Source organism: Octadecabacter ascidiaceicola (assembly GCF_900185015.1).
GTDB lineage: Bacteria > Pseudomonadota > Alphaproteobacteria > Rhodobacterales > Rhodobacteraceae > Octadecabacter > Octadecabacter ascidiaceicola.
Genome location: NZ_FXYD01000003.1, coordinates 263,370 through 283,691, shown reverse-complemented (window position 1 = coordinate 283,691; position 20,322 = coordinate 263,370). Strand labels below are relative to the sequence as shown.

Sequence of the window (20,322 nt, the reverse complement as noted above, 5' to 3'; positions counted from 1 at the left end):
TTAGCCTATAGCGTCGGCAACCTGTTCCACATGTGAGCAATAGGCGGTGATCGACGACGCGCGCTGCACTTTCAGCGAATATCGGCCAACGCCTGCCAATCGGCTGGCGCCAGATGCGTGTGTTCATTGCGATGCCCCGATGGATACCGTATCCCTCTGACATGATTAGACTGCTGTTCACGTCACTAGTTTTCTTCGCCGCCACGGCAACGGCGCACCCGCATATCTTTGTCAGCGTCGGTGTAACAGTCGTTTACGACACCGACACACCGGTCGCTGTGCGACTGGATTGGGAATACGACGAATATTTTTCCCTGCTATTGACCACAGACCTTGGCATCGATGCAGACGGCGACCTGGTGTTGAGCGCAGAGGAACAAGCGATCCTTGTGGAGGCGATCGCAGCGTGGCCTGAAGATTACAATGGTGACTTAGAAGTGAGCCAGAACGGGCGTGCTGCGACGTTGTCGGGCCGGACGCAACATGGCGTGGTAATGGAAAGTGGCATCATCCGCGAAACCCACACGCGCCCGATTGCAGCATTGCCCGACCCGAGTGCGCCTCTAACGGTGCAGGTGTATGATCCGTTCTATTATGTGTCCTATTCTTTAAACGGTCCGGTCAAAATTGAAGGCCGCGACGATTGCACTGCATCCGTGGTAGAACCAGATTTGAACGCCGCATATTCGCTGGTGGATGAGCTACTGTATGGTCGCCCTGCGTCTGATGTCGGACCAGAGGAAGATTTCCCTGAAGTTGGAATCAGTTTTGCAGAAACAATTACAATAACATGCGCTGGATAGCGGTTGCATTTCTGGCACTGGTCGTGGCGCTTGCGATTTGGCTGTGGATGTACGGTGGCACCGACGTCGTCGGACGGTGGGCCGCAGAAACACAACGGGATGCCCAGAATGCAATGGCGCGAAGTCTGCGTGCGTTGCGGGCAGGCGAATGGGGTGCGCTGGCTGGTTTATGGGGGATGTGTCTGGCGTATGGGTTTGTCCACGCCGCAGGGCCAGGCCACGGTAAACTTGTCATCGGAGGCTACGGGTTTGGCGTACGTGTAACCGCCGCGCGTTTGGCGGGGTTGGCCGCCCTATCCTCCATCGCGCAGGCGTTGTTTGCGATTGTGCTGGTCTCTATTGCATTGGCGCTGCTGGGGTGGGGGCGTGAGCAATTAACGGCGCTTGCGGATCGCACAATGGCGCCGCTTAGCTATGCGATGATAGCAGGTGTTGGTATCTGGCTGGTCTCTCGTGGCCTTCGCAAAGCAGTTCGATTGCGCCGCGCCGCGACAACGCATGACCACGACCACGGTGACGACGGCGTATGCAATACCTGCGGCCACGCTCACGCCCCAACTGTTGAACAAGCCGCGAATGTTCGGTCTTGGCGCGATGTTGTTGCAGTCGTCGCGGTCATCGCGATCCGCCCCTGTACCGGAGCCGTGTTCTTGTTGATCCTGACCTATGCGCTGGGGCTGTACTGGGTCGGCATCGTCGGCGTGATCGTTATGGGGCTGGGCACTGCTGGCCTCACAGCAATTGTTGCTGCCGCCGCAGTTGGAGCCCGCGAAAGTACCCTTGCGCAGGCGGCATCCGCCCGTAGTACGGCGCTGTTACTGATAGGCGCTGAAATCCTTGCTGGGGCCGTGATTGCCCTTTTGTCGTTCCAGTTGCTGTTGCCATTGATTTGAAGGACGATGCGGGAGTTGTCGGCAACCGGAAACAGCATTAAATTAAAGCTTGTCCGGATCACGGTTCTCCCCTAAAAGCCCCACATCCAACAGGCGCGACTCGGTCGCGCCTTTTCCGTTGGACTAAAAGACGCGATGAGGGCCTGCGATGAGCGTGGGTCGTCCTCTCCGATCTAAGCCCCAAAGTATGGGTGATGAACATGGCAGCTAGCCAGAATATTCGCATCCGTCTCAAGGCGTTTGACTACCGTGTGCTGGATGCGTCCACACAGGAAATCGTCAACACAGCCAAGCGGACAGGTGCATCGGTCCGGGGTCCAATCCCGCTTCCAAACAAAATCGAAAAGTTCACAGTTCTTCGTGGACCGCACATCGATAAGAAATCCCGCGATCAATTCGAAATCCGCACGCACAAACGTCTGCTGGATATCGTCGACCCAACACCACAGACTGTGGACGCGCTGATGAAGCTCGACCTCGCTGCCGGCGTTGACGTCGAGATCAAAGTATAAGGAGCGAATGATATGTTGCGCTCTGGTGTAATCGCTAAAAAGGTTGGCATGACCCGCCTTTTTCAAGAGGACGGCCGTCAGATCCCTGTCACCGTTCTACAACTCGAAAGCCTGCAGGTTGTGGCACAGCGTACCGCTGAAAAGGATGGCTACACAGCTGTTCAACTCGGTGCTGGTACAGCCAAAGCCAAGCGGACATCTGCTGCCATGCGCGGTCACTTTGCAGCTGCAAAGGTAGAACCGAAGCGTAAGGTTGCAGAATTCCGCGTTGCTGAAGAGAACCTCATCCCTGTTGGGGAAGAGATCATCGCTTCGCATTACTTCGAAGGCCAATTCGTTGACGTGTCCGGCACATCTATCGGTAAAGGTTTTGCCGGTGCGATGAAGCGTTGGAACTTTGGTGGTTTGCGGGCGACACACGGTGTGTCGATCTCTCACCGCTCGCACGGTTCCACTGGTCAGTGTCAGGATCCCGGTAAGGTTTTCAAAGGCAAGAAAATGGCTGGTCACATGGGTGCCGCCAAGATCACAACTCAGAACCTCGTTGTCGTTAAGACAGACGCGGATCGTGGTTTGATCATGGTTAAAGGTGCCGTACCTGGCTCCAAAGGCAACTGGGTCACAATCAAGGATGCGGTTAAGAAGCCAGCGTCTGACAACGTGATCTACCCAGCAGCATTGGCATCCGCCGCGAAAGAAGCCGAGAAATTGGCAGAAGCCGCAGCAGTCGAAGCTGCAGCCGCAGAAGAAGCAGCAGCAGCCGCAGAAGCCGAACAGGCAGCTGTGGACGCAGCAGAAGCAGATGGGGGTTCCTCCGATGAAAGCTGAAGCAATCAAACTTGATGGCAAAGCCGCTGGTTCCGTCGATCTTAACGACGCAATCTTTGGTCTTGAGCCGCGCGTGGACATTCTCCACCGTGTGGTCCGTTGGCAGCGCAACAACGCGCAGGCTGGCACACACAAGGTGAAAACACGGTCCGAAGTTAAGTACTCTACCAAGAAGATCTATCGTCAGAAAGGTACCGGCGGCGCACGTCACGGTGCACGTTCTGCGCCTATCTTCCGCGGTGGTGGTATCTACAAAGGTCCAACACCACGCAGCCACGGCCACGAGCTGACCAAGAAGTTCCGTAAACTCGGTCTTCGTCACGCGCTGTCTGCTAAAGCAGCAGCAGGTGAACTGGTTATCGTGGACTCCGTTGATATGAAGGACGCGAAAACTTCTGCACTGGCCAAACAGGTCGGCGCATTGGGTTGGAAGCGTACACTCGTGATCGACGCCGCCGTGAACGAAAACTTCGCTGTTGCCGCGCGCAACATCACATCCATTGACGTGCTCCCATCCATGGGTGCCAACGTCTACGACATCCTGAAGTCCGACACACTCGTGTTGACCAAGGCTGGCGTCGAAGCACTGGAGGCTCGTTTAGCATGACCACCAAAGCAGAACACTACGATGTGATCCGCAAGCCGATCATCACCGAGAAAGCAACAATGGCGTCTGAAAACAACGCCGTCGTTTTCGAAGTGGCAATCGACAGCAACAAGCCAATGATCAAAGAAGCTGTTGAAGCTCTCTTTGGTGTTAAGGTCAAAGCGGTCAACACGACGATCACTAAAGGTAAAGTAAAGCGTTTCCGCGGCCAGCTTGGTACGCGTAAAGACGTCAAGAAAGCCTATGTGACGCTCGAAGAAGGCAACACAATCGACGTATCCACTGGCCTGTAAGGTTTAGGACATCGTTGGAATTAGAAAGGCCCTCGCAGCAATGCGGGGGCCTTTTGCGTTGCGGTTTGGTGCGGCGTATTAGGCCGTGTAGGGCAGGGACGAGTGGTGCAGCACGACCTTCACATTGCCGTCCACGTCCTTTTTGTAGCCGAACGTCTTGTCCGCCTGCGTGACGTTGCCATCCTTATCGGTGAAAAACGCCGAGCCCATCCACATGCCGACGTTGCCTTCAATGAAACTGGCCGCTTCCTTATACTGAACATCGCGCCACGGTCGTATCGCAAAGCCCGTGTCGTTGGGGTAGGTGTCGTCATGTGCCACGAAATAGGACAACGCGCCCGCCTTGGTGGTGCGGAACGTCTGCGGCCCACCGCTGAGCGTGGGTTTGAACAACACGGGGCCAAGGTCATATCCATAGGCTTCATCTAAAACACCGTTTGCCACGGCCCGCGCGGCATCAATGCCCCCGTCCTCAAAGGCTTTTGCGATGGCGAGCAATTCTTCGCCCCAAGCGGTGCGTGCTGCGAGTAGGTCGTCTTGCGTCATAGGCATGGCGTATCCCCCGATATCCGAGTTGAGAACTAAACTTCACGCGTCTTAAGCAAAGGTGCGGGGTATCGCAAGTGTTGAGCGGCCAGCTCGGTACGCGTAAAGACGTAAAGACGTAAAGAATGCCTACGTGACGCTCGAAGGGGGCAACACAATCGACGTATCCTCTGGCCTGTAAGGGTTAGAGTTCACAGTTGAGAATTTGGAAGGCCCCGCAGTGAAAACTGCGGGGCCTTTTTGCTTGCGTACAACCGAAGATTGCAGATCGCTTGTGAGCTTGTTATTCTTGAATATATTGATTTGAGGAGTGCTAGTTTGTCTACAAAGTTACCGTATATCGCTTCACCTGGGACTGTGAAAACAGTCTTAGACAAGATCATCGAAGCTAGGACACCCGAACGTTTCACTCAAGACTTTCTAGAGACTAAACTTGGAGCGAAAGGCGGTAGTGCAAGGGCTGTCATTCCGCTTCTAAAAAGGATTGGAATGATAGAGCAGGACGGTAGTCCGACCGAAATCTACCGAAAGTTTAGAAATAACGACACGATGGGTACAGCGATGGCTAGCGCCATTAGGCACGGGTACAAAGAAATTTTTGATAGAAATGAATATGCTTATGACCTGCCCAAACCTAAGATTGCTGAGATGGTTAACGAAATTTCTGGGAAGGAAAAGGGAAATTCCGCTGATAACTACACAGTACTCACATTCTTTAACTTAAAGGAATACGCTGACTTCGAAGCACTGCCTGATGAAGCAGCAGTTACTGAAGACGTTAAAGACGACCAAAAAATCCCTGAATCACCGGTCAGAATCGAAACACCAACTGGCCGTGTGGAAGCTGACCAAGTTGCGGGTCAGCCGCTCTCCTTGGCATACTCTATCAACCTCCATTTGCCAGAAACCGACGACATCAAAGTATTTGATGCTATATTCCAATCTCTTAATGCAAATATCCTGAAGCAATAAGATGGATGAACATAGCGTCCGATATTTCATGCTCAATAATCTTAGCATTGAGAGCGGAATTAGGCAGGTTTCGAAAAACTTAGAAATCGACCTAGGTCCGAGCCATCAAGACCACAAAGATATTGAAACCAGCTTTTACCCACAGTTCTCTTTGAGAATTAGAAGCGAAGCTGAGCGCATGGCTAAGAATTACACGATTTTTTATAGTTTAGAAAATTCGATCCGAGAGTTGATCTCTGACGTCATGAAAAAACACGGCAACGATTGGTGGAACGTTGCGGGCATTGTCCCGAAGCCAGTCATGGACAATGCCAAGAGCAATCGAAAGAAAGAACGAGCTACAGGAGTAACCCCACGTTCCAGCGAGATGTTAGACTACACCAACTTCGGCGAACTGGGACAAATCATCATGTCCAATTGGGACGACTTTGCGGACATCTTTACAGATGTCAAAGCTGTTGAGCGCATAATTAACAACTTGAACACACTGAGGGCTGCAATTGCTCATTGTACACCTTTGGCGGAAGATGAAGAACTGCGGTTACATCTATCGCTTCGAGATTGGTTTCGGCAACAAGCTTAGGAATCGACCAAGTCCCTTGACCCATCCCCCCATCCCCCCTATCAGACCCCATCGGCACAGCCCCAGATTCGTCTGGGGCTTTGTTGTTGTTCGCGTGAAGCGGGCAAAAACCTAGTCGGGCACCTACGGGGGCCTTAATACATCAGGGCCGCATCTGCGGTCCGCCAAGCAAACGGAAGTAGCAAACATGGCACTCAAGTCGTATAAACCGACGACGCCTGGCCAACGTGGGTTGGTGCTGATTGACCGTTCGGAGCTTTGGAAAGGTCGCCCAGTTAAGGCCCTCACAGAGGGTCTGACGAAATCGGGCGGACGGAACAACACCGGACGGATCACATCACGTCGTCGTGGTGGTGGGGCAAAACGCCTTTACCGCATCGTAGATTTCAAACGTAACAAGCTCGACATGGAAGCTGTTGTTGCTCGGATCGAATATGACCCGAACCGCACCGCGTTCATCGCGCTCGTTCAGTACACAGATGGCGAGCAAGCCTACATCATCGCACCACAGCGTCTGGCTGTTGGCGATAAGGTCATTGCTTCTGCTAAGGCAGACATCAAGCCGGGCAACGCAATGCCGTTCTCTGGCATGCCAATCGGTACAATCATTCACAACATCGAAATGAAGCCAGGCAAAGGCGGCCAGATCGCCCGTGCTGCTGGTACTTACGCACAGTTCGTAGGTCGTGACGGTGGTTACGCTCAGATCCGTCTGAGCTCTGGTGAATTGCGCCTCGTGCGTCAGGAATGCATGGCCACCGTTGGTGCCGTGTCCAACCCTGACAACTCCAACCAGAACATGGGTAAAGCCGGCCGTATGCGCCACTATGGCAAGCGCCCATCTGTTCGTGGTGTTGTTATGAACCCGATCGATCACCCACACGGTGGTGGTGAAGGTCGCACATCTGGTGGTCGTCACCCGGTTACTCCTTGGGGTAAGCCAACGAAGGGTGCGAAAACTCGCAACAAGAACAAAGCGTCTAGCCGCCTGATTATCCGGTCGCGCCACGCCAAGAAGAAGGGTCGTTAAGAATGGCTCGTTCAGTATGGAAAGGTCCATTCGTTGACAGCTACGTGCTTAAAAAAGCCGAAGTTGCCAAGGAATCCGGCCGCAATGACGTTATCAAGATTTGGTCCCGTCGTTCTACAATCTTGCCACAGTTTGTTGGTTTGACATTCGGTGTCTACAACGGCCGTAAGCATATCCCAATCACGATCACCGAAGACATGATCGGTCAGAAGTTTGGTGAGTACTCACCAACGCGGACCTATTATGGCCATGCGGCTGATAAAAAAGCGAAGCGGAAATAAGTCATGAGCAAGGATAAAAATCCCCGCCGCGTGGCAGACAATGAAGCACGTGCAAAACTGCGCATGCTGAAGACGTCCCCGCAGAAACTTAACCTGTTGGCCGGTATGATCCGCGGCAAAAAGGTGGACAAGGCCCTGACGGACCTGACGTTCTCCAAGAAGCGCATCGCGCTGGACGTGAAGAAATGCCTTCAGTCCGCAATTGCTAACGCAGAGAACAACCACAACCTCGACGTTGATGAACTCATCGTTGCTGAGGCCTATGTGGGCAAAAACTTGACAATGAAGCGTGGACGCCCTCGTGCGCGTGGCCGTTTCGGTAAAATCGTCAAGCCGTTCGCTGAAATCACAATCCTGGTACGCCAAGTTGAGGAGCAAGCATAATGGGTAACAAAGTAAACCCGATCGGCATGCGTCTTCAGGTCAACCGTACCTGGGACAGCCGCTGGTACGCTGACACGAAAGACTACGGTAACCTTCTGCTCGAAGACCTTAAGATCAAGGACTTCATCAAGACAGAATGTAAGCAAGCCGGCGTTAGCCGCGTCATCATCGAGCGTCCGCACAAGAAGTGCCGCGTGACTATTCACACTGCACGTCCTGGCGTCATCATCGGTAAGAAAGGCGCGGACATCGAAACGCTTCGCCAAAAGCTTGCCGCGCTGACAGAATCTGAATTGCACCTCAACATCGTTGAAGTTCGCAAGCCAGAGCTGGACGCTGTCTTGGTTGGTGAGAGCATTTCTCAGCAGCTCGAGCGTCGTGTTTCTTTCCGTCGCGCTATGAAGCGTGCGGTACAGAACGCAATGCGTATGGGTGCCCTCGGTATCCGCGTTAACCTCGCTGGCCGTCTTGGCGGTGCAGAGATTGCGCGTACTGAATGGTATCGTGAGGGCCGTGTGCCACTCCACACCCTTCGTGCTGACATCGATTACGCACACGTCGAAGCACAGACTGCCTATGGTATCATCGGGATCAAGACTTGGATCTTCAAAGGTGAAATCATGGAGCACGATCCGTCTGCGCACGATCGTAAACTTCAAGAGCTTCAGGATGGTCCGCCCCCGCGCGGCGCACGTCCTGGTGGCCGTGATCGCTAGGAGGATTGAACAATGCTTCAGCCAAAACGCACTAAATTCCGCAAGATGCACAAAGGCCGCATCAAGGGCGAAGCCAAAGGTGGCTCTGACCTGAACTTCGGCACATTTGGGCTTAAGGCGACTACACCGGAACGTGTGACTGCACGTCAGATCGAGGCTGCACGCCGCGCGATGACACGTCACATGAAACGTCAAGGTCGTGTTTGGATCCGCATCTTCCCGGACGTACCTGTCACATCTAAGCCCGTCGAAGTTCGTATGGGTAAAGGTAAAGGTTCCGTTGATTATTGGGCATGTAAGGTCAAGCCAGGCCGCATCATGTTCGAAATCGATGGTGTCTCCGAAGACATCGCCCGCGAAGCCCTGCGCCTCGCTGCAATGAAACTGCCTGTGAAAACACGCACAGTTCTTCGCGAAGACTGGTAAACCGCGACATTCGCTAAGCGAATTTGCGGGCCCACACCGGACCAAAACTTGAAAGCCCCTGCTGAGAGATCGGCGGGGGCTTTTTACTTTTTGGGTATTAGTCTAACTAGTTTTGAAATTCGGCGTATTGAAAGCCTGCAAATGTTTAAGAGTTATGCGCGCGCTGCATTACTGTGGTTCGCTGCGACACCCGTTATCGCACAAGAAATTCAGGTTAGGCTCTCTGATGTGGTCGTTGCCGTGCATTCAACGCATGGTACAGGCATTGAAATGCAGTTTGAAATCCGTGGAACGCGAATTCGCGATGTCTCTGACGAATTGCTGAAAGAGCTATGCGATCAATTCTCGTCTAACGTCGTACCGGCAGTCCTTCAGCAAAGACCGCAATTGGACCCAGACTTTATTGGTGTTCGCGTAAAGAGCGGTGGCGTCGTCGGGAGCTATATCTTTGAAGCATTCGAGCTAGATGGTGAGAGTTGCGGAGCCGTGAAATAACTCTCCAATGTTTCGGATGCAGTTTCGAATGAACAGTCACGTGAAAGGCGTGATTTCCTCATCCTCCCCAAATTCGCGCCATTCCGCCATCAAACGCCGCCCAAGTCATCGTCGCGGAGTTCCCTGCATGACCTTCATAATAGGACCGTCCGTTTGGCAGGGGCAGGCCTGCCCAGATGCGCGCGAGGTTGTTCATAAACCCGCGTCGATCTAGCTCGCCAGCTTGGAAGCGTGACAGCCCTGCGTCTTCGAGCAGTACAACGGCCAAGGCATCCTGAACGCCGGGGGTAAATTGGGTTTCCGGCCCAAACCCGCGTTCGGCGGCGACGCGGCGCAGGGTGGACGGAATAAACTGGTAACGCCCAATTGCATGGGGTTGGCCCGGGGTTTCCGCGATCCATTGATAAATCTCACCCAATGTCATCGCGGTCGGCAGCTGCGAGGGCTTTACGCGGGCGCCATGTTGAACAGCGTTGTAGCCCGCCGAACCAGCCTCAGCGCGGGCGATCAGGCTTAGGAGATGGTCGACGGGGGCGTCCCCTGTCCCCTGCATTGTCGGCGTAGGTAGTGTCGGTTCGGGCGAGGGCGCAAAGAAACCCGTTTGAGTATTGGCAACGAACAGGCTGGCGCGGGTAGCGATTTCGGGGGCCGAAGCTGTGCGTGGGAAGAGGGAGTTCAATTCCGCGCTGGCGGCCTGCGCCGAGCAAACCATCACAATCACCAACCATATCCGAACCATAAAACCGCACCCCTTCTGAGTTAGGGGCGGGTATGATGGTTAATCGTTGACGGTTGGTTTCAACGGCGCGGGAAAACTATTCCCATTTGTAATTAAAGCTTACGGAAATGCGGTCGTCCTCGGACATGTTCATCGGGACCTCATGGCGCAGCCAGCTTTCCCAGAGCAGCACATCGCCAACGGAGGGCTTGACGTAGACGAACTGCTTTAGCTCCTCACGCGCGTCTTTCTTGCGGGACGGGGAGGCCATCATCATCTGCGCACGCGGGTCTTCTAGCTTTAGCGCAGAGGCGCCCTCGGGCATCTTCACGTAGGTCGTGCCGGAAATCACTGAATGCGGGTGGATGTGGGACGTATGAATGCCGCCCTCGGGCAGAATGTTGATCCAGATATCCTCAAGCACCAGCTTGCGGTCATCGAGATCAAATTCCAAATCCTCGGCAAAGGCCGCGACATGTTTGTCGAGCTGATCAACAACCGCCTGAAAGATCGGAAACCGCCACGGTAGATCGGTGAGCGAGGCATAGGACGTGTAGCCGGGGAAATCATTGGCCTCACACCACTCATTGCCCGCATCGTCATCCTCGGCAATGGAATAGCAGGAGGCGCGCAGCTCAGCGGCGTCAAAGGGGCCAAGCGTGGATTGGTACAGGCGGGTGGCGAAGAGGGAGCGGATGTTTGTCATGTCGGTTGAATATCGCACTTCGCGGTATTCAACCAGTGCGCGGCAGTTGCTTTTGGAACAAAAGCGGCGAGAGCGTCACGAATTTGATGGATGATTGTGCGTTTAGTAGAAGCGCTATCAGCGGACTTGAGGGTCTTGCCAGCAGCGGCGCTTTCCACTTTAAGGCGAGTTCCAATTTTGACGTTTACACTACAGTTCCGATAACAAACTTTAATAGTGACGGTAAGAAATGAATATAGGTAACCCAACTGAGTGGCTCGTAGCGGTATCAAAGCTTTGTCGCCAAATGACCGAACAAGCTGTTGTTGCATTCCGTGACGCTCAATACGAAGAACCTGAGCCGAAGGGGACGCTTGAAGCTGCCCAAACGGTACTTAGGCGCGACTTAGCTGCATTGAAAGAGCTATTACCAGAGGATTTTCCTAAAAGCCGTTTAGGGGATCTAAGTCGGCATATAGGCTATTGTCATATGCACGACTGCTTGGACATGGCAGGATTCGATCTGCCAGACATAATGGCAAAAGCGGAGCAATATGTCTTGGCGCAGGCTCCACGTGAAATCTCTGGTGAGATTGGAAATTATCTACATACAAATTTCCGAGCTCGATTGGATAGAGAGATGGCGATGTCTGAGCCCGATTATCATGCGCTTGTACTTAAGGCCGCGATCATTCTTGGCGATACTTTCAAAGAAAAGACTGGCGCGACAGATGATAAGAATGATGAGATCGGGAAGGCGCTGAGAATAGATCAACCCACGATCAAGGTAATGTCGAATTTGGAAACGGAAACCAACAAGAACTTCCAGCGTGGCACAATGCTGTTGCTACAAGGTGTACGAGCTTTCTACCGAAATACTTACGCACATGGCCAGATAGCAGCATCTCACAGGAATGCTGTGCACGCACTAGTGATTATGTCGATGCTGGCGGAGGTCATAGATGGTTCCGAGAGGGTTGATTGTTAGCTTTGCAAGATCGTTGTTTGGCATTTATCGTCGTCGAATAACCCCCTTGCCACACCACCCAACACCCCCTATACGCCCCCAATCTACCCACTCCATCGGAGATTCGGGTTACGTTTGTGCGCTCTGTATGAACCGCTCGCCGATGATGTTGCAAAAGGAGTCGTCCAATGGACGCGAAAGAACTGCGGGATAAAACCCCGGACCAGCTTCGTGAAGAGCTGTCCAACCTGAAAAAAGAGTCCTTCAACCTGCGTTTTCAGCAGGCGACAGGTGCAATGGAAAACACAGCACGTATGCGCACAGTTAAGCGTGATGCAGCCCGTGTACTGACCATTCTGAACGAAAAAGCGGCTGATGCTGCCAAGACGGAGGCTTAATAGATGCCTAAGCGTATCCTGTCCGGTGTTGTCACAAGCAACCAGAACGAACAAACCGTAACTGTGTCCGTGGAACGTCGTTTCACACACCCAGTTCTCAAGAAGACAATTCGTAAGTCCAAAAAATACCGGGCGCACGATGAGGCCAACACATTCAACGTAGGCGACACAGTTCGCATTCAAGAATGTGCACCAAAGTCTAAAACCAAACGCTGGGAAGTGATCACTGCGTAAGCAGCCACAACCTACTTAACGAAACCCTAGGGGCCCGGTCAGAATCGGGGAAAACCCTATAGGTCGGGAGAAGTCTAAATGATCCAGATGCAGACCAATCTTGATGTGGCTGACAACAGCGGCGCTCGCCGTGTTCAGTGCATTAAGGTCCTCGGCGGTTCCCACCGTCGTTACGCATCGGTCGGCGATATCATCGTCGTATCGGTGAAAGAGGCCATTCCACGTGGTCGCGTAAAGAAAGGTGACGTCCGTAAGGCCGTCGTCGTACGCACACGTAAGGAAGTCCGTCGTGATGACGGTACGGCAATTCGTTTTGACAGCAACGCTGCTGTTATCCTAAACACAAGCAACGAGCCTGTTGGCACCCGTATCTTCGGGCCAGTGGTTCGTGAGCTTCGCGCGAAGAACTTCATGAAGATCATCTCGCTTGCTCCGGAGGTGCTGTAAAATGGCTGCTAAACTCCGCAAAGGTGACAAGGTCATCGTGCTTGCTGGCAAAGACAAAGGCAAAACTGGCGAGATTTCGTCTGTTGACCCTAAGGCTGGCAAAGCAGTTGTAGACGGTGTGAACATCGCTGTTCGCCACGTGAAGCAATCCCAGACAACGCAGGGTGGTCGTACACCTAAGGCGATGCCAATCGAACTCAGCAACCTCGCGTTCGCTGACAAGAACGGCAAAGCAACACGCGTTGGTTTCAAAATGGATGGCGACAAGAAAGTGCGCTATGCCAAGACAACAGGGGATGTGATCTAATGCTTGATAACGCAAACTACACACCCCGTCTGAAAGCTCTGTACAATGACAGCATCCGTGCTGCCATGATGGAAGAGTTCAAGTACAAGAACGCAATGCAGACCCCACGTTTGGACAAAATTGTTCTGAACATCGGCTGCGGTTCCGAAGCTGTGAACGACACCAAGAAAGCTAAGTCCGCACAGGAAGATCTGTCTGCGATCGCTGGTCAGTTGGCCGTCATCACTAAAGCAAAGAAATCCATCGCTGGTTTCCGCGTTCGTGAAGACATGCCACTTGGCGCGAAGGTTACACTTCGTGGCGACCGTATGTTTGAATTCCTTGACCGTCTTACCACGATCGCCATGCCACGTATCCGCGACTTCCGCGGCATTTCTGGCAAGTCGTTCGATGGCCGTGGCAACTACGCTATGGGCATGAAGGAACACATCGTCTTCCCTGAAATCAACTTCGATAAAGTCGACGTTGCTTGGGGTATGGATATCGTGATCTGCACAACTGCAGCCAACGATGCAGAAGCAAAAGCGCTGTTGAAGCATTTCAACATGCCGTTCAACAGCTAAGGGATAGACAATATGGCTAAGAAATCCATGATCGCCCGCGAAGTTAAGCGTGAAAAGCTCGTCAAAAAGTACGCAGCTAAGCGCGCAGAACTCAAAGCAATCGCAAACGATGACAGCAAGACAATGGAAGAGCGGTTCACTGCTCGTCTGAAGCTTGCCAAGCTGCCGCGCAACTCCGCGCCAGTTCGTTTGCACAACCGTTGCCAGCTCACAGGTCGTCCGCACGCGTACTACCGTAAGCTTAAGATCAGCCGGATCGCACTGCGGGACCTTGGTTCCAATGGCGAAATTCCCGGTATGGTCAAGTCTAGCTGGTAAGGAGCACATATTATGAACGATCCTATCGGTGATATGCTGACACGCATCCGTAACGGCCAAATGCGCGGTAAGTCTGTGGTGGCAACACCCGCTTCCAAGCTGCGTGGTTGGGTGCTCGAAGTCCTGGCGGACGAAGGTTACATTCGCGGCTTTGAAGCCACGACTGGTGCCAACGGCCACCCGGCATTTGAAATCAGCCTGAAGTACTACGAGGGCACTCCTGTTATTCGTGAAGTGAAGCGGGTTTCTACACCTGGCCGTCGCGTATACATGGGCGCTAATGACATCCCACAGGTCCGTCAGGGCCTCGGCGTGTCGATTGTCTCCACCCCTAAGGGTGTGATGTCGGATGCAAACGCACGTGCGGCCAATGTTGGCGGCGAAGTGCTCTGCACCGTATTCTAAGGAGAAAACGATGTCTCGTATTGGTAAAAAACCAGTCGGTCTTCCAGATGGCGTAACTGCTTCTGTGTCCGGCCAAACAGTCGAAGTTAAGGGGCCTAAGGGCACCCGTTCCTTCACAGCAACAGACGACGTTACATTGTCCGTTGAAGACGGTGCCGTTTCTGTAACGCCGCGTGGCAAGTCCAAGCGTGCGCGTCAGCAGTGGGGCATGTCCCGTACACAGGTTCAGAACCTTGTGACCGGTGTGACTGAAGGCTTCAAAAAAGAGCTTGAGATCAACGGCGTTGGTTACCGTGCTCAGATGCAGGGCAATGTCCTGAAGCTGAACCTCGGTTATTCCCACGACGTGGACTTTGAAGTACCTGCTGGCGTTACTGTCACAGCTCCAAAGCCAACGATCATCATCGTGGAAGGTTCCGACCAACAGCAAGTTGGTCAGGTTGCCGCAAACATCCGCGAATGGCGTAAGCCTGAGCCTTACAAAGGCAAAGGCATCAAATATGTGGACGAGTATATCTTCCGCAAAGAAGGCAAGAGGTAAGAACGATGGCAAATTCAAAACGTCAATTGTTCATCAAACGCCGTCTGCGCGTTCGGAACAAACTCCGCAAGGTCAACAACGGTCAGCCGCGTCTGTCCGTACACCGCTCAAGCAAGAACATCAGCGCTCAGCTGATCGACGATGCAAACGGCGTGACACTCGCTTCTGCGTCTTCTCTCGAGAAGTCCTTGGGTGTGGTTGGCAAGAACAACCTCGAAGCAGCTGCCAAAATTGGCGCAGCAATCGCAGAACGTGCGAAAAAGGCCGGTGTTACCGAAGCCCAATTCGACCGTGGCGGTTTCTTGTTCCACGGCAAAGTGAAGGCCTTGGCCGAAGCTGCGCGTGAAGGTGGCTTGAAGATCTAAACGACTTGAGAAGGGCTGCACGGCAACGTGTGGCCCTTCCGATGATCCAGGGGCATCGCGCTCACTAGGATTGATATGAACGGCGCTGCTGCGCCACCCAAATCAAGGAGGGCCACATGGCTCGTGAACAGAATAACCGTGGCGGCAACCGTCGCGAAGAAACACCAGAATTCCAGGATCGCCTTGTCGCGATCAACCGTGTGTCCAAGACCGTTAAGGGTGGTAAGCGCTTTGGTTTCGCCGCACTCGTAGTTGTCGGCGACCAAAAAGGCCGCGTCGGTTTCGGCAAAGGTAAAGCGAAGGAAGTTCCTGAAGCGATCCGTAAAGCCACTGAACAAGCTAAGCGCCAGATGATCCGCGTTCAGCTTAAAGAAGGCCGCACATTGCACCACGACATGAACGGTCGCCACGGCGCTGGTAAAGTCGTTATGCGTACAGCGCCACAAGGTACTGGTATCATCGCTGGTGGTCCAATGCGTGCTGTATTCGAAATGCTCGGCATTCAGGACGTTGTTGCGAAATCCATCGGTTCCCAGAACCCATACAACATGATCCGCGCCACAATCGACGGTCTGAAGAAAGAGGCATCCCCTCGTTCTGTTGCACAGCGTCGCGGCAAAAAAGTTGCTGACATCCTGCCTAAGCGCGACGACGCGCCAGCAGCTGAAGTTGAGGAGGCCTAATCATGGCTAAAACTATCGTTGTAAAACAGATCGGCTCCCCGATCCGCCGTGCTGCAGACCAAAAGCAAACGCTGATCGGTCTTGGCCTGAACAAAATGCACAAAACACGTGAACTGGAAGACACACCTTCCGTTCGCGGCATGGTCGCAAAGATCCCACACATGGTGGAGATCATCGAAGAGAAGGGCTAACCCTTCTTTCGGTACCAGTTTTTGAAACGCCCTGCTTTAACGAGTGGGGCGTTTTGCTGTTTAAAGGTCTAGTTTGATCTGAGTCAGAGACGGATTTTCGCCTTTGTGTTTAACGGTATGTGAACAAAAAGAGGCTTCACATGACGGATACAACGAACGGCGCGACGCTCATCGGTTTCGAAAAAGGCAAATACCCATACTCTGATCGCATGAAGCGCGGCGAGTATGAGAAACAAAAGGCCGACCTTCAGGCTGAACTCCTGAAAGTGCAGCATTGGGCGGCCGAGACGGGCCAGCGGTTCGTCATGCTCTTTGAAGGTCGTGATGCGGCCGGTAAGGGTGGCGCGATCAAGCGGTTCACAGAACATATGAACCCGCGGAGCGCCCGCGTCGTGGCGCTGAACAAACCGACTGACGAAGAACGCGGCCAGTGGTTTTTCCAACGCTACATCAAGCATCTCCCCAGTTCTGGTGAAATCGTGCTCTATGACCGTTCATGGTACAACCGTGCGGGCGTTGAGCGGGTCATGGGGTTCTGTGAGCCACACGAGTACCTCGAGTTCATGCGCCAAACACCAGAGTTTGAACGCATGCTCACACGGTCCGGTGTAAAGCTCTATAAGTACTGGTTCTCGGTTACTCAGGAAGAGCAGGCCAAGCGGTTTAAGTCCCGTGAAACTGATCCGCTCAAGCGTTGGAAGCTTAGCCCAATCGACAAAGCCAGCCTCGATAAGTGGGAAGACTACACCGAAGCCAAAGAGGCGATGTTCTTTTACACAGACACCGCCGATGCGCCTTGGACTGTGATCAAGTCCGACGACAAGAAGCGCGCGCGCCTTGCGTGTATGCGCCACTTCTTGGCGAGTTTGGAATACCCGGAAAAGGACACCAAGATTGTTGGCCAACCGGACAACAAAATCGTCGGGCAGGCCAGTCATGTCTTACACCAGACAGACCACATTCTGGCGACATCTTTGCACCCAGACCAGAAGCGCGCTTAACGCGCGTTGACAGGGGCAGGGTGACGACCGAAAGTCCACGGACCGTTTCGCGAAAGGATGCGCCCAATGGCCCGTGTGACCCTGACCCCTGAGCTGATCCAGCAAACCTATAGCGCGATCCGTGATGCGACCATTCGCACGCCGACTATCCACGCAACCCGTTTGTCGATGCAGCTCGGGATCGACCTCTATCTCAAGCTAGAGAACCTGCAGCACACCAATGCGTTCAAAGCACGTGGCGCGTTGGCGAAATTGTTGACCCTGACCGATGCGCAAAAACAGGCTGGCGTCATCGCCTGTAGTGCGGGTAACCACGCGCAAGGGGTGGCCTATCACGCAACGCGTCTTGGTATTGCCAGCACCATTGTCATGCCCGAGGGCACGCCGTTCAACAAAGTCAAACGCACCGAAGATTTCGGCGCGGCTGTCATCCAACATGGCAGGGGGTTTGACGATTCGGTGCAATTCACGCTCGATCTAGCGGAAAAGGATGGGCTGACGTTCATTCACCCGTTCGATGATCCGGTGGTGGCGGCTGGGCAGGGAACTGTTGCCCTCGAAATGTTAGAGGACATGCCTGACCTTGATGTCATCGTCGTTCCTGTTGGCGGTGGTGGGCTGATCGCGGGGATGGCTGTTGCTGCGAAGTCCGTGAAGCCGGACGTTCAGATCATCGGCGCACAGGCTGAGATTTTTGACGCCGTTAAAGCGCAGTTCGACGGGGCAGGTACTAACTTCGCCGGCGCCACACTCGCCGAAGGCATCGCCGTAAAAGCCCCTTCGGTAACCAACGTAGACATCATTAAGACGTTGGTAGATCGCGTCGACGTCGCCGGGGAAGCAGAAATCGAAGATGCAGTGTTTGATCTGCTGTCCGCTGAGAAGTTGGTTGCCGAGGGCGCGCCAGGCGCGGGCCTGGCCGTGATAAAGAAGAATATTGCGCCCTATGAGGGTAAAAAAATTGGCCTCGTGATTTGTGGCGGCAACATCGACAGCCGCTTGCTGTCCACGCTCATCCTGCGCGGGTTGGTTCGTGATGGCCGCATTACGCGGCTGACATTCGAAATCGATGATACTCCGGGGCAGCTCGCGGACATTTCGCGTATTATCGGGGAAACGGGTGCCAACGTTGTCGAAGTCATTCACCAGCGCATGATGCAATCCGTATCGCTGAAACAGGCGGAGTTGGACGTGGTTATCGAAGCGCGTGACATTGGCCACATTGAGGCGATCGTAGGAACTTTACGCGGGCAGGGTTTCAACGTGAGGACGGACAGTGGGGTTTAACGCTTAGCGAACCGGCGTCGAAGCCATCGCGCTGCGGGCTTTTCAAAATATCGGTTCGTTAGATACGCCGTGCCAATACTGGCAGCCAAAAACACGGGCAGCGCCCAATAGGTCGCTGCAAAACTGCGATCCCCATCAAATACCATGTCCGCGACAAGCAACACAAATATCTGGATCGGTATGTGAACCAGGTAGAGACTATAGCTAATGTCGCCCAGAAACCGCATGACGTTGGCGGTCTTTGTAAAGTGGCTTTCTAGCAAAGCCATTGCCAGAACCACACTGCAACAAATCGTAATTAGCAAGACATTGTGCTGCTGGTTTTCAAATCCCAGCCATCCGAGGACAAGAAGTCCCGCTAAGAGAAGTCCGACCCTTGATGATCGCCCACCGAATGCACGAAAGGCAGCAAAACATGCGGAGCCCGCAAAAAAGAAGACCGTACACACAAACACCCACTGCCCGATAATAAACGCATCGGGGCGAACTGTTAGGGCTGCGTAGGCAATTGCAGATAACAGTAGGCTCATTATTACTGGATTGCGTTTCGTTAGCGGTAGCGTAGCGAAAAACAGGATATAGACGAAAACTTCGGCAGATACGGACCAGATCGGGGCGTTGAAGCTATTGCCGTCCGATAGGCTCAAACTGGTGTCCAACATGAAAACCTGAAGAAAGAAGTGTTTCAGATCGTTGTTACCCACAATTTGCCAATGCCCAGTGCCCGTTAGGCTGATGATTTGAAGGGCTGCGACAATTATCAGGGTCACGAAATGCAGCGGATACAGCCGTGCAAATCGCGCCACGGCAAACTGCCTGAAATCGGTGTTCCGTGACCAATAGACATGGGCGAACACGAACCCAGAAATAACCCAGAACAGCCGAACCGCCTCTTCTCCGTACAGATAGACCGGCCAAAGGAATGCCGTGTAAGGAACGTCCTCAACCGCGACAGGAATGACCGGAACATCAGCACTCGGCATGTAGAAACGTGTGTAGTGGAAAACGGCGATACAAATCGCGGCAAGGCCACGCAATGCGTCAATCCACCCGAAATAGGTGGGGATCGCGGGATCTTGGGATTTGTTAAAGGGCATCAAGAACGTCACGAACGGAAACTAAGAAAAGAATGGATGCACTGTGTCAGAGAACATACCCCTTTGCCAGTTGGTTTCTGGGCGGCAATGCTTGACCGGAAAACCCTGCGCGTCTATATGCCGGTGGTGGCCACATGTGTGACCACTGATTCATTTTAACGCCGCGTGCCTGTTCCGTCGCTGGGATAGGTCTTCCGGCAAGGAGACAGCGACATGGTTAAGCTAAACGAACTTCACGACAATCCAGGTGCAACGAAACCACGCAAGCGCGTTGGTCGTGGCCCGGGTTCCGGCACCGGTAAAATGGGTGGCCGCGGTATCAAAGGTCAAAAATCCCGTTCCGGTGTTGCTATTGGCGGCTACGAAGGTGGTCAAATGCCATTGTACCAACGCCTGCCAAAGCGCGGCTTCAACAAGCCGAACCGCAAGAAATTTGCAGTTATCAACCTTGGCCTGATCCAAAAGTTCATCGATGAAAAGAAACTCGACGGTAAAGCAATCACCGAAGATTCACTTGTTGAGTCCGGTCTTGTTCGTCGTAAGCTCGACGGCATTCGCGTTCTCGCAAAGGGCGATATCACTGCGAAAGTAAGCATCGAAGTTACTGGCGCATCAGCTGGTGCGGTTGCTGCAGTCGAAAAAGCTGGCGGTAAACTGACAGTCACAGCTGCGGCAGCGACAGAATAACACCTTGTGAGGGGCGGCAACGCCCACTACATCGTTAATCGACTTAGACGCCGCCGCTT

At 53.5% G+C, this 20,322-nt stretch carries 33 protein-coding genes and 1 pseudogene; 30 read left to right on the top strand and 4 right to left on the bottom strand.

Features of this window, described 5'->3' with window-relative positions:
* Nucleotides 1–161 precede the first annotated feature (161 nt).
* From OCA8868_RS10275 to OCA8868_RS10250, 6 genes are all read left to right on the top strand, one after another.
* Nucleotides 162–803, top strand: coding sequence for a DUF1007 family protein (locus OCA8868_RS10275; RefSeq protein WP_093996483.1), 642 nt, complete (start codon nt 162–164; stop codon nt 801–803).
* Nucleotides 791–1,696: a nickel/cobalt transporter gene (locus OCA8868_RS10270; protein WP_093996482.1), complete on the top strand. Its 906-nt coding sequence runs from the start codon at nt 791–793 to the stop codon at nt 1,694–1,696. Before OCA8868_RS10275 ends, OCA8868_RS10270 begins: the two co-directional genes overlap by 13 nt.
* A 200-nt stretch (nt 1,697–1,896) precedes the next feature.
* A complete protein-coding gene (gene rpsJ / locus OCA8868_RS10265) occupies nt 1,897–2,208 on the top strand; it encodes a 30S ribosomal protein S10 (RefSeq protein WP_049833284.1) in 312 nt (103 codons plus the stop codon).
* Between the two features lie 12 nt (nt 2,209–2,220).
* Nucleotides 2,221–3,036, top strand: coding sequence for a 50S ribosomal protein L3 (rplC, locus tag OCA8868_RS10260; protein WP_093996481.1), 816 nt, complete (start codon nt 2,221–2,223; stop codon nt 3,034–3,036).
* On the top strand, nt 3,026–3,643 hold the full coding sequence (gene rplD, locus OCA8868_RS10255; RefSeq protein WP_093996480.1) for a 50S ribosomal protein L4: 618 nt from the start codon (nt 3,026–3,028) through the stop codon (nt 3,641–3,643). The genes rplC and rplD overlap by 11 nt, the downstream gene beginning before the upstream one ends.
* On the top strand, nt 3,640–3,936 hold the full coding sequence (locus OCA8868_RS10250; protein ID WP_049833287.1) for a 50S ribosomal protein L23: 297 nt from the start codon (nt 3,640–3,642) through the stop codon (nt 3,934–3,936). Before rplD ends, OCA8868_RS10250 begins: the two co-directional genes overlap by 4 nt.
* A gap of 78 nt (nt 3,937–4,014) precedes the next feature.
* Here the strand turns inward: OCA8868_RS10250 and OCA8868_RS10245 are convergent, their stop codons facing one another.
* Complete coding sequence (locus OCA8868_RS10245; RefSeq protein ID WP_093996479.1) at nt 4,015–4,488, bottom strand: metal-independent carbonic anhydrase family protein; 474 nt, start codon at nt 4,486–4,488, stop codon at nt 4,015–4,017.
* A 100-nt stretch (nt 4,489–4,588) separates the two neighbouring features.
* On the opposite strand from OCA8868_RS10245, the pseudogene OCA8868_RS16515 reads away from it, so the two are divergent.
* From OCA8868_RS16515 to OCA8868_RS10205, 9 genes and pseudogenes are all read left to right on the top strand, one after another.
* Nucleotides 4,589–4,663, top strand: a pseudogene (locus OCA8868_RS16515) (50S ribosomal protein L23); the annotation flags it as partial.
* 137 nt (nt 4,664–4,800) lie between these two features.
* Nucleotides 4,801–5,454, top strand: a complete 654-nt coding sequence (locus tag OCA8868_RS10240) for a DUF5343 domain-containing protein (protein WP_143849611.1) — start codon at nt 4,801–4,803, stop codon at nt 5,452–5,454.
* A gap of 1 nt (nt 5,455) precedes the next feature.
* Nucleotides 5,456–6,037, top strand: a complete 582-nt coding sequence (locus tag OCA8868_RS10235) for a Swt1 family HEPN domain-containing protein (protein WP_093996477.1) — start codon at nt 5,456–5,458, stop codon at nt 6,035–6,037.
* A 187-nt stretch (nt 6,038–6,224) separates the two neighbouring features.
* Nucleotides 6,225–7,067: a 50S ribosomal protein L2 gene (rplB, locus tag OCA8868_RS10230; protein WP_093996476.1), complete on the top strand. Its 843-nt coding sequence runs from the start codon at nt 6,225–6,227 to the stop codon at nt 7,065–7,067.
* A gap of 2 nt (nt 7,068–7,069) precedes the next feature.
* Nucleotides 7,070–7,348, top strand: coding sequence for a 30S ribosomal protein S19 (gene rpsS / locus OCA8868_RS10225; RefSeq protein WP_049833292.1), 279 nt, complete (start codon nt 7,070–7,072; stop codon nt 7,346–7,348).
* A gap of 3 nt (nt 7,349–7,351) precedes the next feature.
* Nucleotides 7,352–7,732 (top strand): 50S ribosomal protein L22, encoded by a 381-nt coding sequence (gene rplV / locus OCA8868_RS10220; RefSeq protein WP_049833293.1) that lies wholly within the window; start codon nt 7,352–7,354, stop codon nt 7,730–7,732.
* Nucleotides 7,732–8,448, top strand: coding sequence for a 30S ribosomal protein S3 (rpsC, locus tag OCA8868_RS10215; protein ID WP_049833294.1), 717 nt, complete (start codon nt 7,732–7,734; stop codon nt 8,446–8,448). The genes rplV and rpsC overlap by 1 nt, the downstream gene beginning before the upstream one ends.
* Nucleotides 8,449–8,460: 12 nt before the next feature.
* Complete coding sequence (rplP, locus tag OCA8868_RS10210; RefSeq protein WP_049833295.1) at nt 8,461–8,874, top strand: 50S ribosomal protein L16; 414 nt, start codon at nt 8,461–8,463, stop codon at nt 8,872–8,874.
* A 141-nt stretch (nt 8,875–9,015) separates the two neighbouring features.
* The gene (locus OCA8868_RS10205) at nt 9,016–9,369 is read left to right on the top strand and encodes a hypothetical protein (RefSeq protein ID WP_093996475.1); all 354 of its coding nucleotides are present in this window, start codon (nt 9,016–9,018) and stop codon (nt 9,367–9,369) included.
* Between the two features lie 58 nt (nt 9,370–9,427).
* Here OCA8868_RS10205 and OCA8868_RS10200 read toward each other — a convergent pair whose 3' ends face one another.
* Complete coding sequence (locus tag OCA8868_RS10200) at nt 9,428–10,108, bottom strand: lysozyme family protein (protein ID WP_093996474.1); 681 nt, start codon at nt 10,106–10,108, stop codon at nt 9,428–9,430.
* 76 nt (nt 10,109–10,184) lie between these two features.
* The gene (locus OCA8868_RS10195; RefSeq protein WP_093996473.1) at nt 10,185–10,793 is read right to left on the bottom strand and encodes a 2OG-Fe(II) oxygenase family protein; all 609 of its coding nucleotides are present in this window, start codon (nt 10,791–10,793) and stop codon (nt 10,185–10,187) included.
* 286 nt (nt 10,794–11,079) lie between these two features.
* Here OCA8868_RS10195 and OCA8868_RS10190 point away from each other — a divergent pair, with 286 nt between their 5' ends.
* The 14 genes from OCA8868_RS10190 (at nt 11,080) to OCA8868_RS10125 (ending at nt 18,479) form a co-directional block, all read left to right on the top strand.
* Nucleotides 11,080–11,760 carry a TIGR02391 family protein gene (locus OCA8868_RS10190; protein ID WP_179214840.1) on the top strand — a complete coding sequence of 227 codons (681 nt, stop codon included), beginning with the start codon at nt 11,080–11,082 and terminating at the stop codon, nt 11,758–11,760.
* Between the two features lie 167 nt (nt 11,761–11,927).
* Nucleotides 11,928–12,137, top strand: a complete 210-nt coding sequence (gene rpmC / locus OCA8868_RS10185) for a 50S ribosomal protein L29 (RefSeq protein ID WP_093996471.1) — start codon at nt 11,928–11,930, stop codon at nt 12,135–12,137.
* A gap of 3 nt (nt 12,138–12,140) precedes the next feature.
* The gene (gene rpsQ / locus OCA8868_RS10180) at nt 12,141–12,371 is read left to right on the top strand and encodes a 30S ribosomal protein S17 (protein WP_093996470.1); all 231 of its coding nucleotides are present in this window, start codon (nt 12,141–12,143) and stop codon (nt 12,369–12,371) included.
* A 78-nt stretch (nt 12,372–12,449) separates the two neighbouring features.
* A complete protein-coding gene (rplN, locus tag OCA8868_RS10175) occupies nt 12,450–12,818 on the top strand; it encodes a 50S ribosomal protein L14 (RefSeq protein WP_049833302.1) in 369 nt (122 codons plus the stop codon).
* Nucleotide 12,819: 1 nt separating this feature from the next.
* The gene (gene rplX / locus OCA8868_RS10170; protein ID WP_093996469.1) at nt 12,820–13,125 is read left to right on the top strand and encodes a 50S ribosomal protein L24; all 306 of its coding nucleotides are present in this window, start codon (nt 12,820–12,822) and stop codon (nt 13,123–13,125) included.
* Nucleotides 13,125–13,688 (top strand): 50S ribosomal protein L5, encoded by a 564-nt coding sequence (gene rplE, locus OCA8868_RS10165; RefSeq protein WP_093996468.1) that lies wholly within the window; start codon nt 13,125–13,127, stop codon nt 13,686–13,688. Before rplX ends, rplE begins: the two co-directional genes overlap by 1 nt.
* 12 nt (nt 13,689–13,700) lie before the next feature.
* Nucleotides 13,701–14,006, top strand: coding sequence for a 30S ribosomal protein S14 (gene rpsN / locus OCA8868_RS10160; protein ID WP_049833305.1), 306 nt, complete (start codon nt 13,701–13,703; stop codon nt 14,004–14,006).
* Between the two features lie 12 nt (nt 14,007–14,018).
* Nucleotides 14,019–14,411: a 30S ribosomal protein S8 gene (gene rpsH, locus OCA8868_RS10155; RefSeq protein ID WP_093996467.1), complete on the top strand. Its 393-nt coding sequence runs from the start codon at nt 14,019–14,021 to the stop codon at nt 14,409–14,411.
* A 10-nt stretch (nt 14,412–14,421) separates the two neighbouring features.
* Nucleotides 14,422–14,952, top strand: coding sequence for a 50S ribosomal protein L6 (rplF, locus tag OCA8868_RS10150; RefSeq protein ID WP_093996466.1), 531 nt, complete (start codon nt 14,422–14,424; stop codon nt 14,950–14,952).
* 5 nt (nt 14,953–14,957) lie between these two features.
* Nucleotides 14,958–15,317, top strand: a complete 360-nt coding sequence (gene rplR, locus OCA8868_RS10145; protein ID WP_093996465.1) for a 50S ribosomal protein L18 — start codon at nt 14,958–14,960, stop codon at nt 15,315–15,317.
* A 116-nt stretch (nt 15,318–15,433) separates the two neighbouring features.
* Nucleotides 15,434–16,000, top strand: a complete 567-nt coding sequence (rpsE, locus tag OCA8868_RS10140) for a 30S ribosomal protein S5 (protein WP_093996464.1) — start codon at nt 15,434–15,436, stop codon at nt 15,998–16,000.
* 2 nt (nt 16,001–16,002) lie between these two features.
* Nucleotides 16,003–16,191 (top strand): 50S ribosomal protein L30, encoded by a 189-nt coding sequence (gene rpmD, locus OCA8868_RS10135; protein ID WP_093996463.1) that lies wholly within the window; start codon nt 16,003–16,005, stop codon nt 16,189–16,191.
* Between the two features lie 140 nt (nt 16,192–16,331).
* Complete coding sequence (gene ppk2, locus OCA8868_RS10130) at nt 16,332–17,192, top strand: polyphosphate kinase 2 (protein ID WP_093996462.1); 861 nt, start codon at nt 16,332–16,334, stop codon at nt 17,190–17,192.
* Nucleotides 17,193–17,258: 66 nt separating this feature from the next.
* Entirely contained in the window at nt 17,259–18,479 is a 1,221-nt protein-coding gene (locus tag OCA8868_RS10125) for a threonine ammonia-lyase (RefSeq protein WP_245848167.1), read from the top strand.
* Here the strand turns inward: OCA8868_RS10125 and OCA8868_RS10120 are convergent.
* On the bottom strand, nt 18,476–19,576 hold the full coding sequence (locus OCA8868_RS10120) for an acyltransferase family protein (protein WP_093996461.1): 1,101 nt from the start codon (nt 19,574–19,576) through the stop codon (nt 18,476–18,478). The genes OCA8868_RS10125 and OCA8868_RS10120 overlap by 4 nt on opposite strands.
* 213 nt (nt 19,577–19,789) lie before the next feature.
* On the opposite strand from OCA8868_RS10120, the gene rplO reads away from it, so the two are divergent.
* Nucleotides 19,790–20,263 (top strand): 50S ribosomal protein L15, encoded by a 474-nt coding sequence (gene rplO / locus OCA8868_RS10115; protein WP_093996460.1) that lies wholly within the window; start codon nt 19,790–19,792, stop codon nt 20,261–20,263.
* Nucleotides 20,264–20,322: the final 59 nt, after the last annotated feature.

What these genes read in the sequence shown, in the direction of transcription:
- rplP (WP_049833295.1), top strand. Translation starts at nt 8,461, where the DNA reads ATGCTTCAGCCAAAACGCACTAAATTCCGCAAGATGCACAAAGGCCGC.
- OCA8868_RS10200 (WP_093996474.1), bottom strand. Translation starts at nt 10,108, where the DNA reads ATGGTTCGGATATGGTTGGTGATTGTGATGGTTTGCTCGGCGCAGGCC.
- OCA8868_RS10190 (WP_179214840.1), top strand. Translation starts at nt 11,080, where the DNA reads ATGACCGAACAAGCTGTTGTTGCATTCCGTGACGCTCAATACGAAGAA.
- rpsH (WP_093996467.1), top strand. Translation starts at nt 14,019, where the DNA reads ATGAACGATCCTATCGGTGATATGCTGACACGCATCCGTAACGGCCAA.
- OCA8868_RS10120 (WP_093996461.1), bottom strand. Translation starts at nt 19,576, where the DNA reads ATGCCCTTTAACAAATCCCAAGATCCCGCGATCCCCACCTATTTCGGG.
- rplE (WP_093996468.1), top strand. Translation starts at nt 13,125, where the DNA reads ATGCTTGATAACGCAAACTACACACCCCGTCTGAAAGCTCTGTACAAT.
- OCA8868_RS10125 (WP_245848167.1), top strand. Translation starts at nt 17,259, where the DNA reads ATGGCCCGTGTGACCCTGACCCCTGAGCTGATCCAGCAAACCTATAGC.
- rpmC (WP_093996471.1), top strand. Translation starts at nt 11,928, where the DNA reads ATGGACGCGAAAGAACTGCGGGATAAAACCCCGGACCAGCTTCGTGAA.
- rplO (WP_093996460.1), top strand. Translation starts at nt 19,790, where the DNA reads ATGGTTAAGCTAAACGAACTTCACGACAATCCAGGTGCAACGAAACCA.
- rpmD (WP_093996463.1), top strand. Translation starts at nt 16,003, where the DNA reads ATGGCTAAAACTATCGTTGTAAAACAGATCGGCTCCCCGATCCGCCGT.
- rplR (WP_093996465.1), top strand. Translation starts at nt 14,958, where the DNA reads ATGGCAAATTCAAAACGTCAATTGTTCATCAAACGCCGTCTGCGCGTT.
- rplB (WP_093996476.1), top strand. Translation starts at nt 6,225, where the DNA reads ATGGCACTCAAGTCGTATAAACCGACGACGCCTGGCCAACGTGGGTTG.
- OCA8868_RS10235 (WP_093996477.1), top strand. Translation starts at nt 5,456, where the DNA reads ATGGATGAACATAGCGTCCGATATTTCATGCTCAATAATCTTAGCATT.
- rpsE (WP_093996464.1), top strand. Translation starts at nt 15,434, where the DNA reads ATGGCTCGTGAACAGAATAACCGTGGCGGCAACCGTCGCGAAGAAACA.
- rplD (WP_093996480.1), top strand. Translation starts at nt 3,026, where the DNA reads ATGAAAGCTGAAGCAATCAAACTTGATGGCAAAGCCGCTGGTTCCGTC.
- rpsN (WP_049833305.1), top strand. Translation starts at nt 13,701, where the DNA reads ATGGCTAAGAAATCCATGATCGCCCGCGAAGTTAAGCGTGAAAAGCTC.
- rplC (WP_093996481.1), top strand. Translation starts at nt 2,221, where the DNA reads ATGTTGCGCTCTGGTGTAATCGCTAAAAAGGTTGGCATGACCCGCCTT.
- rplV (WP_049833293.1), top strand. Translation starts at nt 7,352, where the DNA reads ATGAGCAAGGATAAAAATCCCCGCCGCGTGGCAGACAATGAAGCACGT.
- OCA8868_RS10195 (WP_093996473.1), bottom strand. Translation starts at nt 10,793, where the DNA reads ATGACAAACATCCGCTCCCTCTTCGCCACCCGCCTGTACCAATCCACG.
- OCA8868_RS10270 (WP_093996482.1), top strand. Translation starts at nt 791, where the DNA reads ATGCGCTGGATAGCGGTTGCATTTCTGGCACTGGTCGTGGCGCTTGCG.
- rpsS (WP_049833292.1), top strand. Translation starts at nt 7,070, where the DNA reads ATGGCTCGTTCAGTATGGAAAGGTCCATTCGTTGACAGCTACGTGCTT.
- rplF (WP_093996466.1), top strand. Translation starts at nt 14,422, where the DNA reads ATGTCTCGTATTGGTAAAAAACCAGTCGGTCTTCCAGATGGCGTAACT.
- OCA8868_RS10250 (WP_049833287.1), top strand. Translation starts at nt 3,640, where the DNA reads ATGACCACCAAAGCAGAACACTACGATGTGATCCGCAAGCCGATCATC.
- rpsQ (WP_093996470.1), top strand. Translation starts at nt 12,141, where the DNA reads ATGCCTAAGCGTATCCTGTCCGGTGTTGTCACAAGCAACCAGAACGAA.
- rpsJ (WP_049833284.1), top strand. Translation starts at nt 1,897, where the DNA reads ATGGCAGCTAGCCAGAATATTCGCATCCGTCTCAAGGCGTTTGACTAC.
- rpsC (WP_049833294.1), top strand. Translation starts at nt 7,732, where the DNA reads ATGGGTAACAAAGTAAACCCGATCGGCATGCGTCTTCAGGTCAACCGT.
- rplX (WP_093996469.1), top strand. Translation starts at nt 12,820, where the DNA reads ATGGCTGCTAAACTCCGCAAAGGTGACAAGGTCATCGTGCTTGCTGGC.
- ppk2 (WP_093996462.1), top strand. Translation starts at nt 16,332, where the DNA reads ATGACGGATACAACGAACGGCGCGACGCTCATCGGTTTCGAAAAAGGC.
- OCA8868_RS10275 (WP_093996483.1), top strand. Translation starts at nt 162, where the DNA reads ATGATTAGACTGCTGTTCACGTCACTAGTTTTCTTCGCCGCCACGGCA.
- rplN (WP_049833302.1), top strand. Translation starts at nt 12,450, where the DNA reads ATGATCCAGATGCAGACCAATCTTGATGTGGCTGACAACAGCGGCGCT.
- OCA8868_RS10245 (WP_093996479.1), bottom strand. Translation starts at nt 4,488, where the DNA reads ATGCCTATGACGCAAGACGACCTACTCGCAGCACGCACCGCTTGGGGC.
- OCA8868_RS10205 (WP_093996475.1), top strand. Translation starts at nt 9,016, where the DNA reads ATGTTTAAGAGTTATGCGCGCGCTGCATTACTGTGGTTCGCTGCGACA.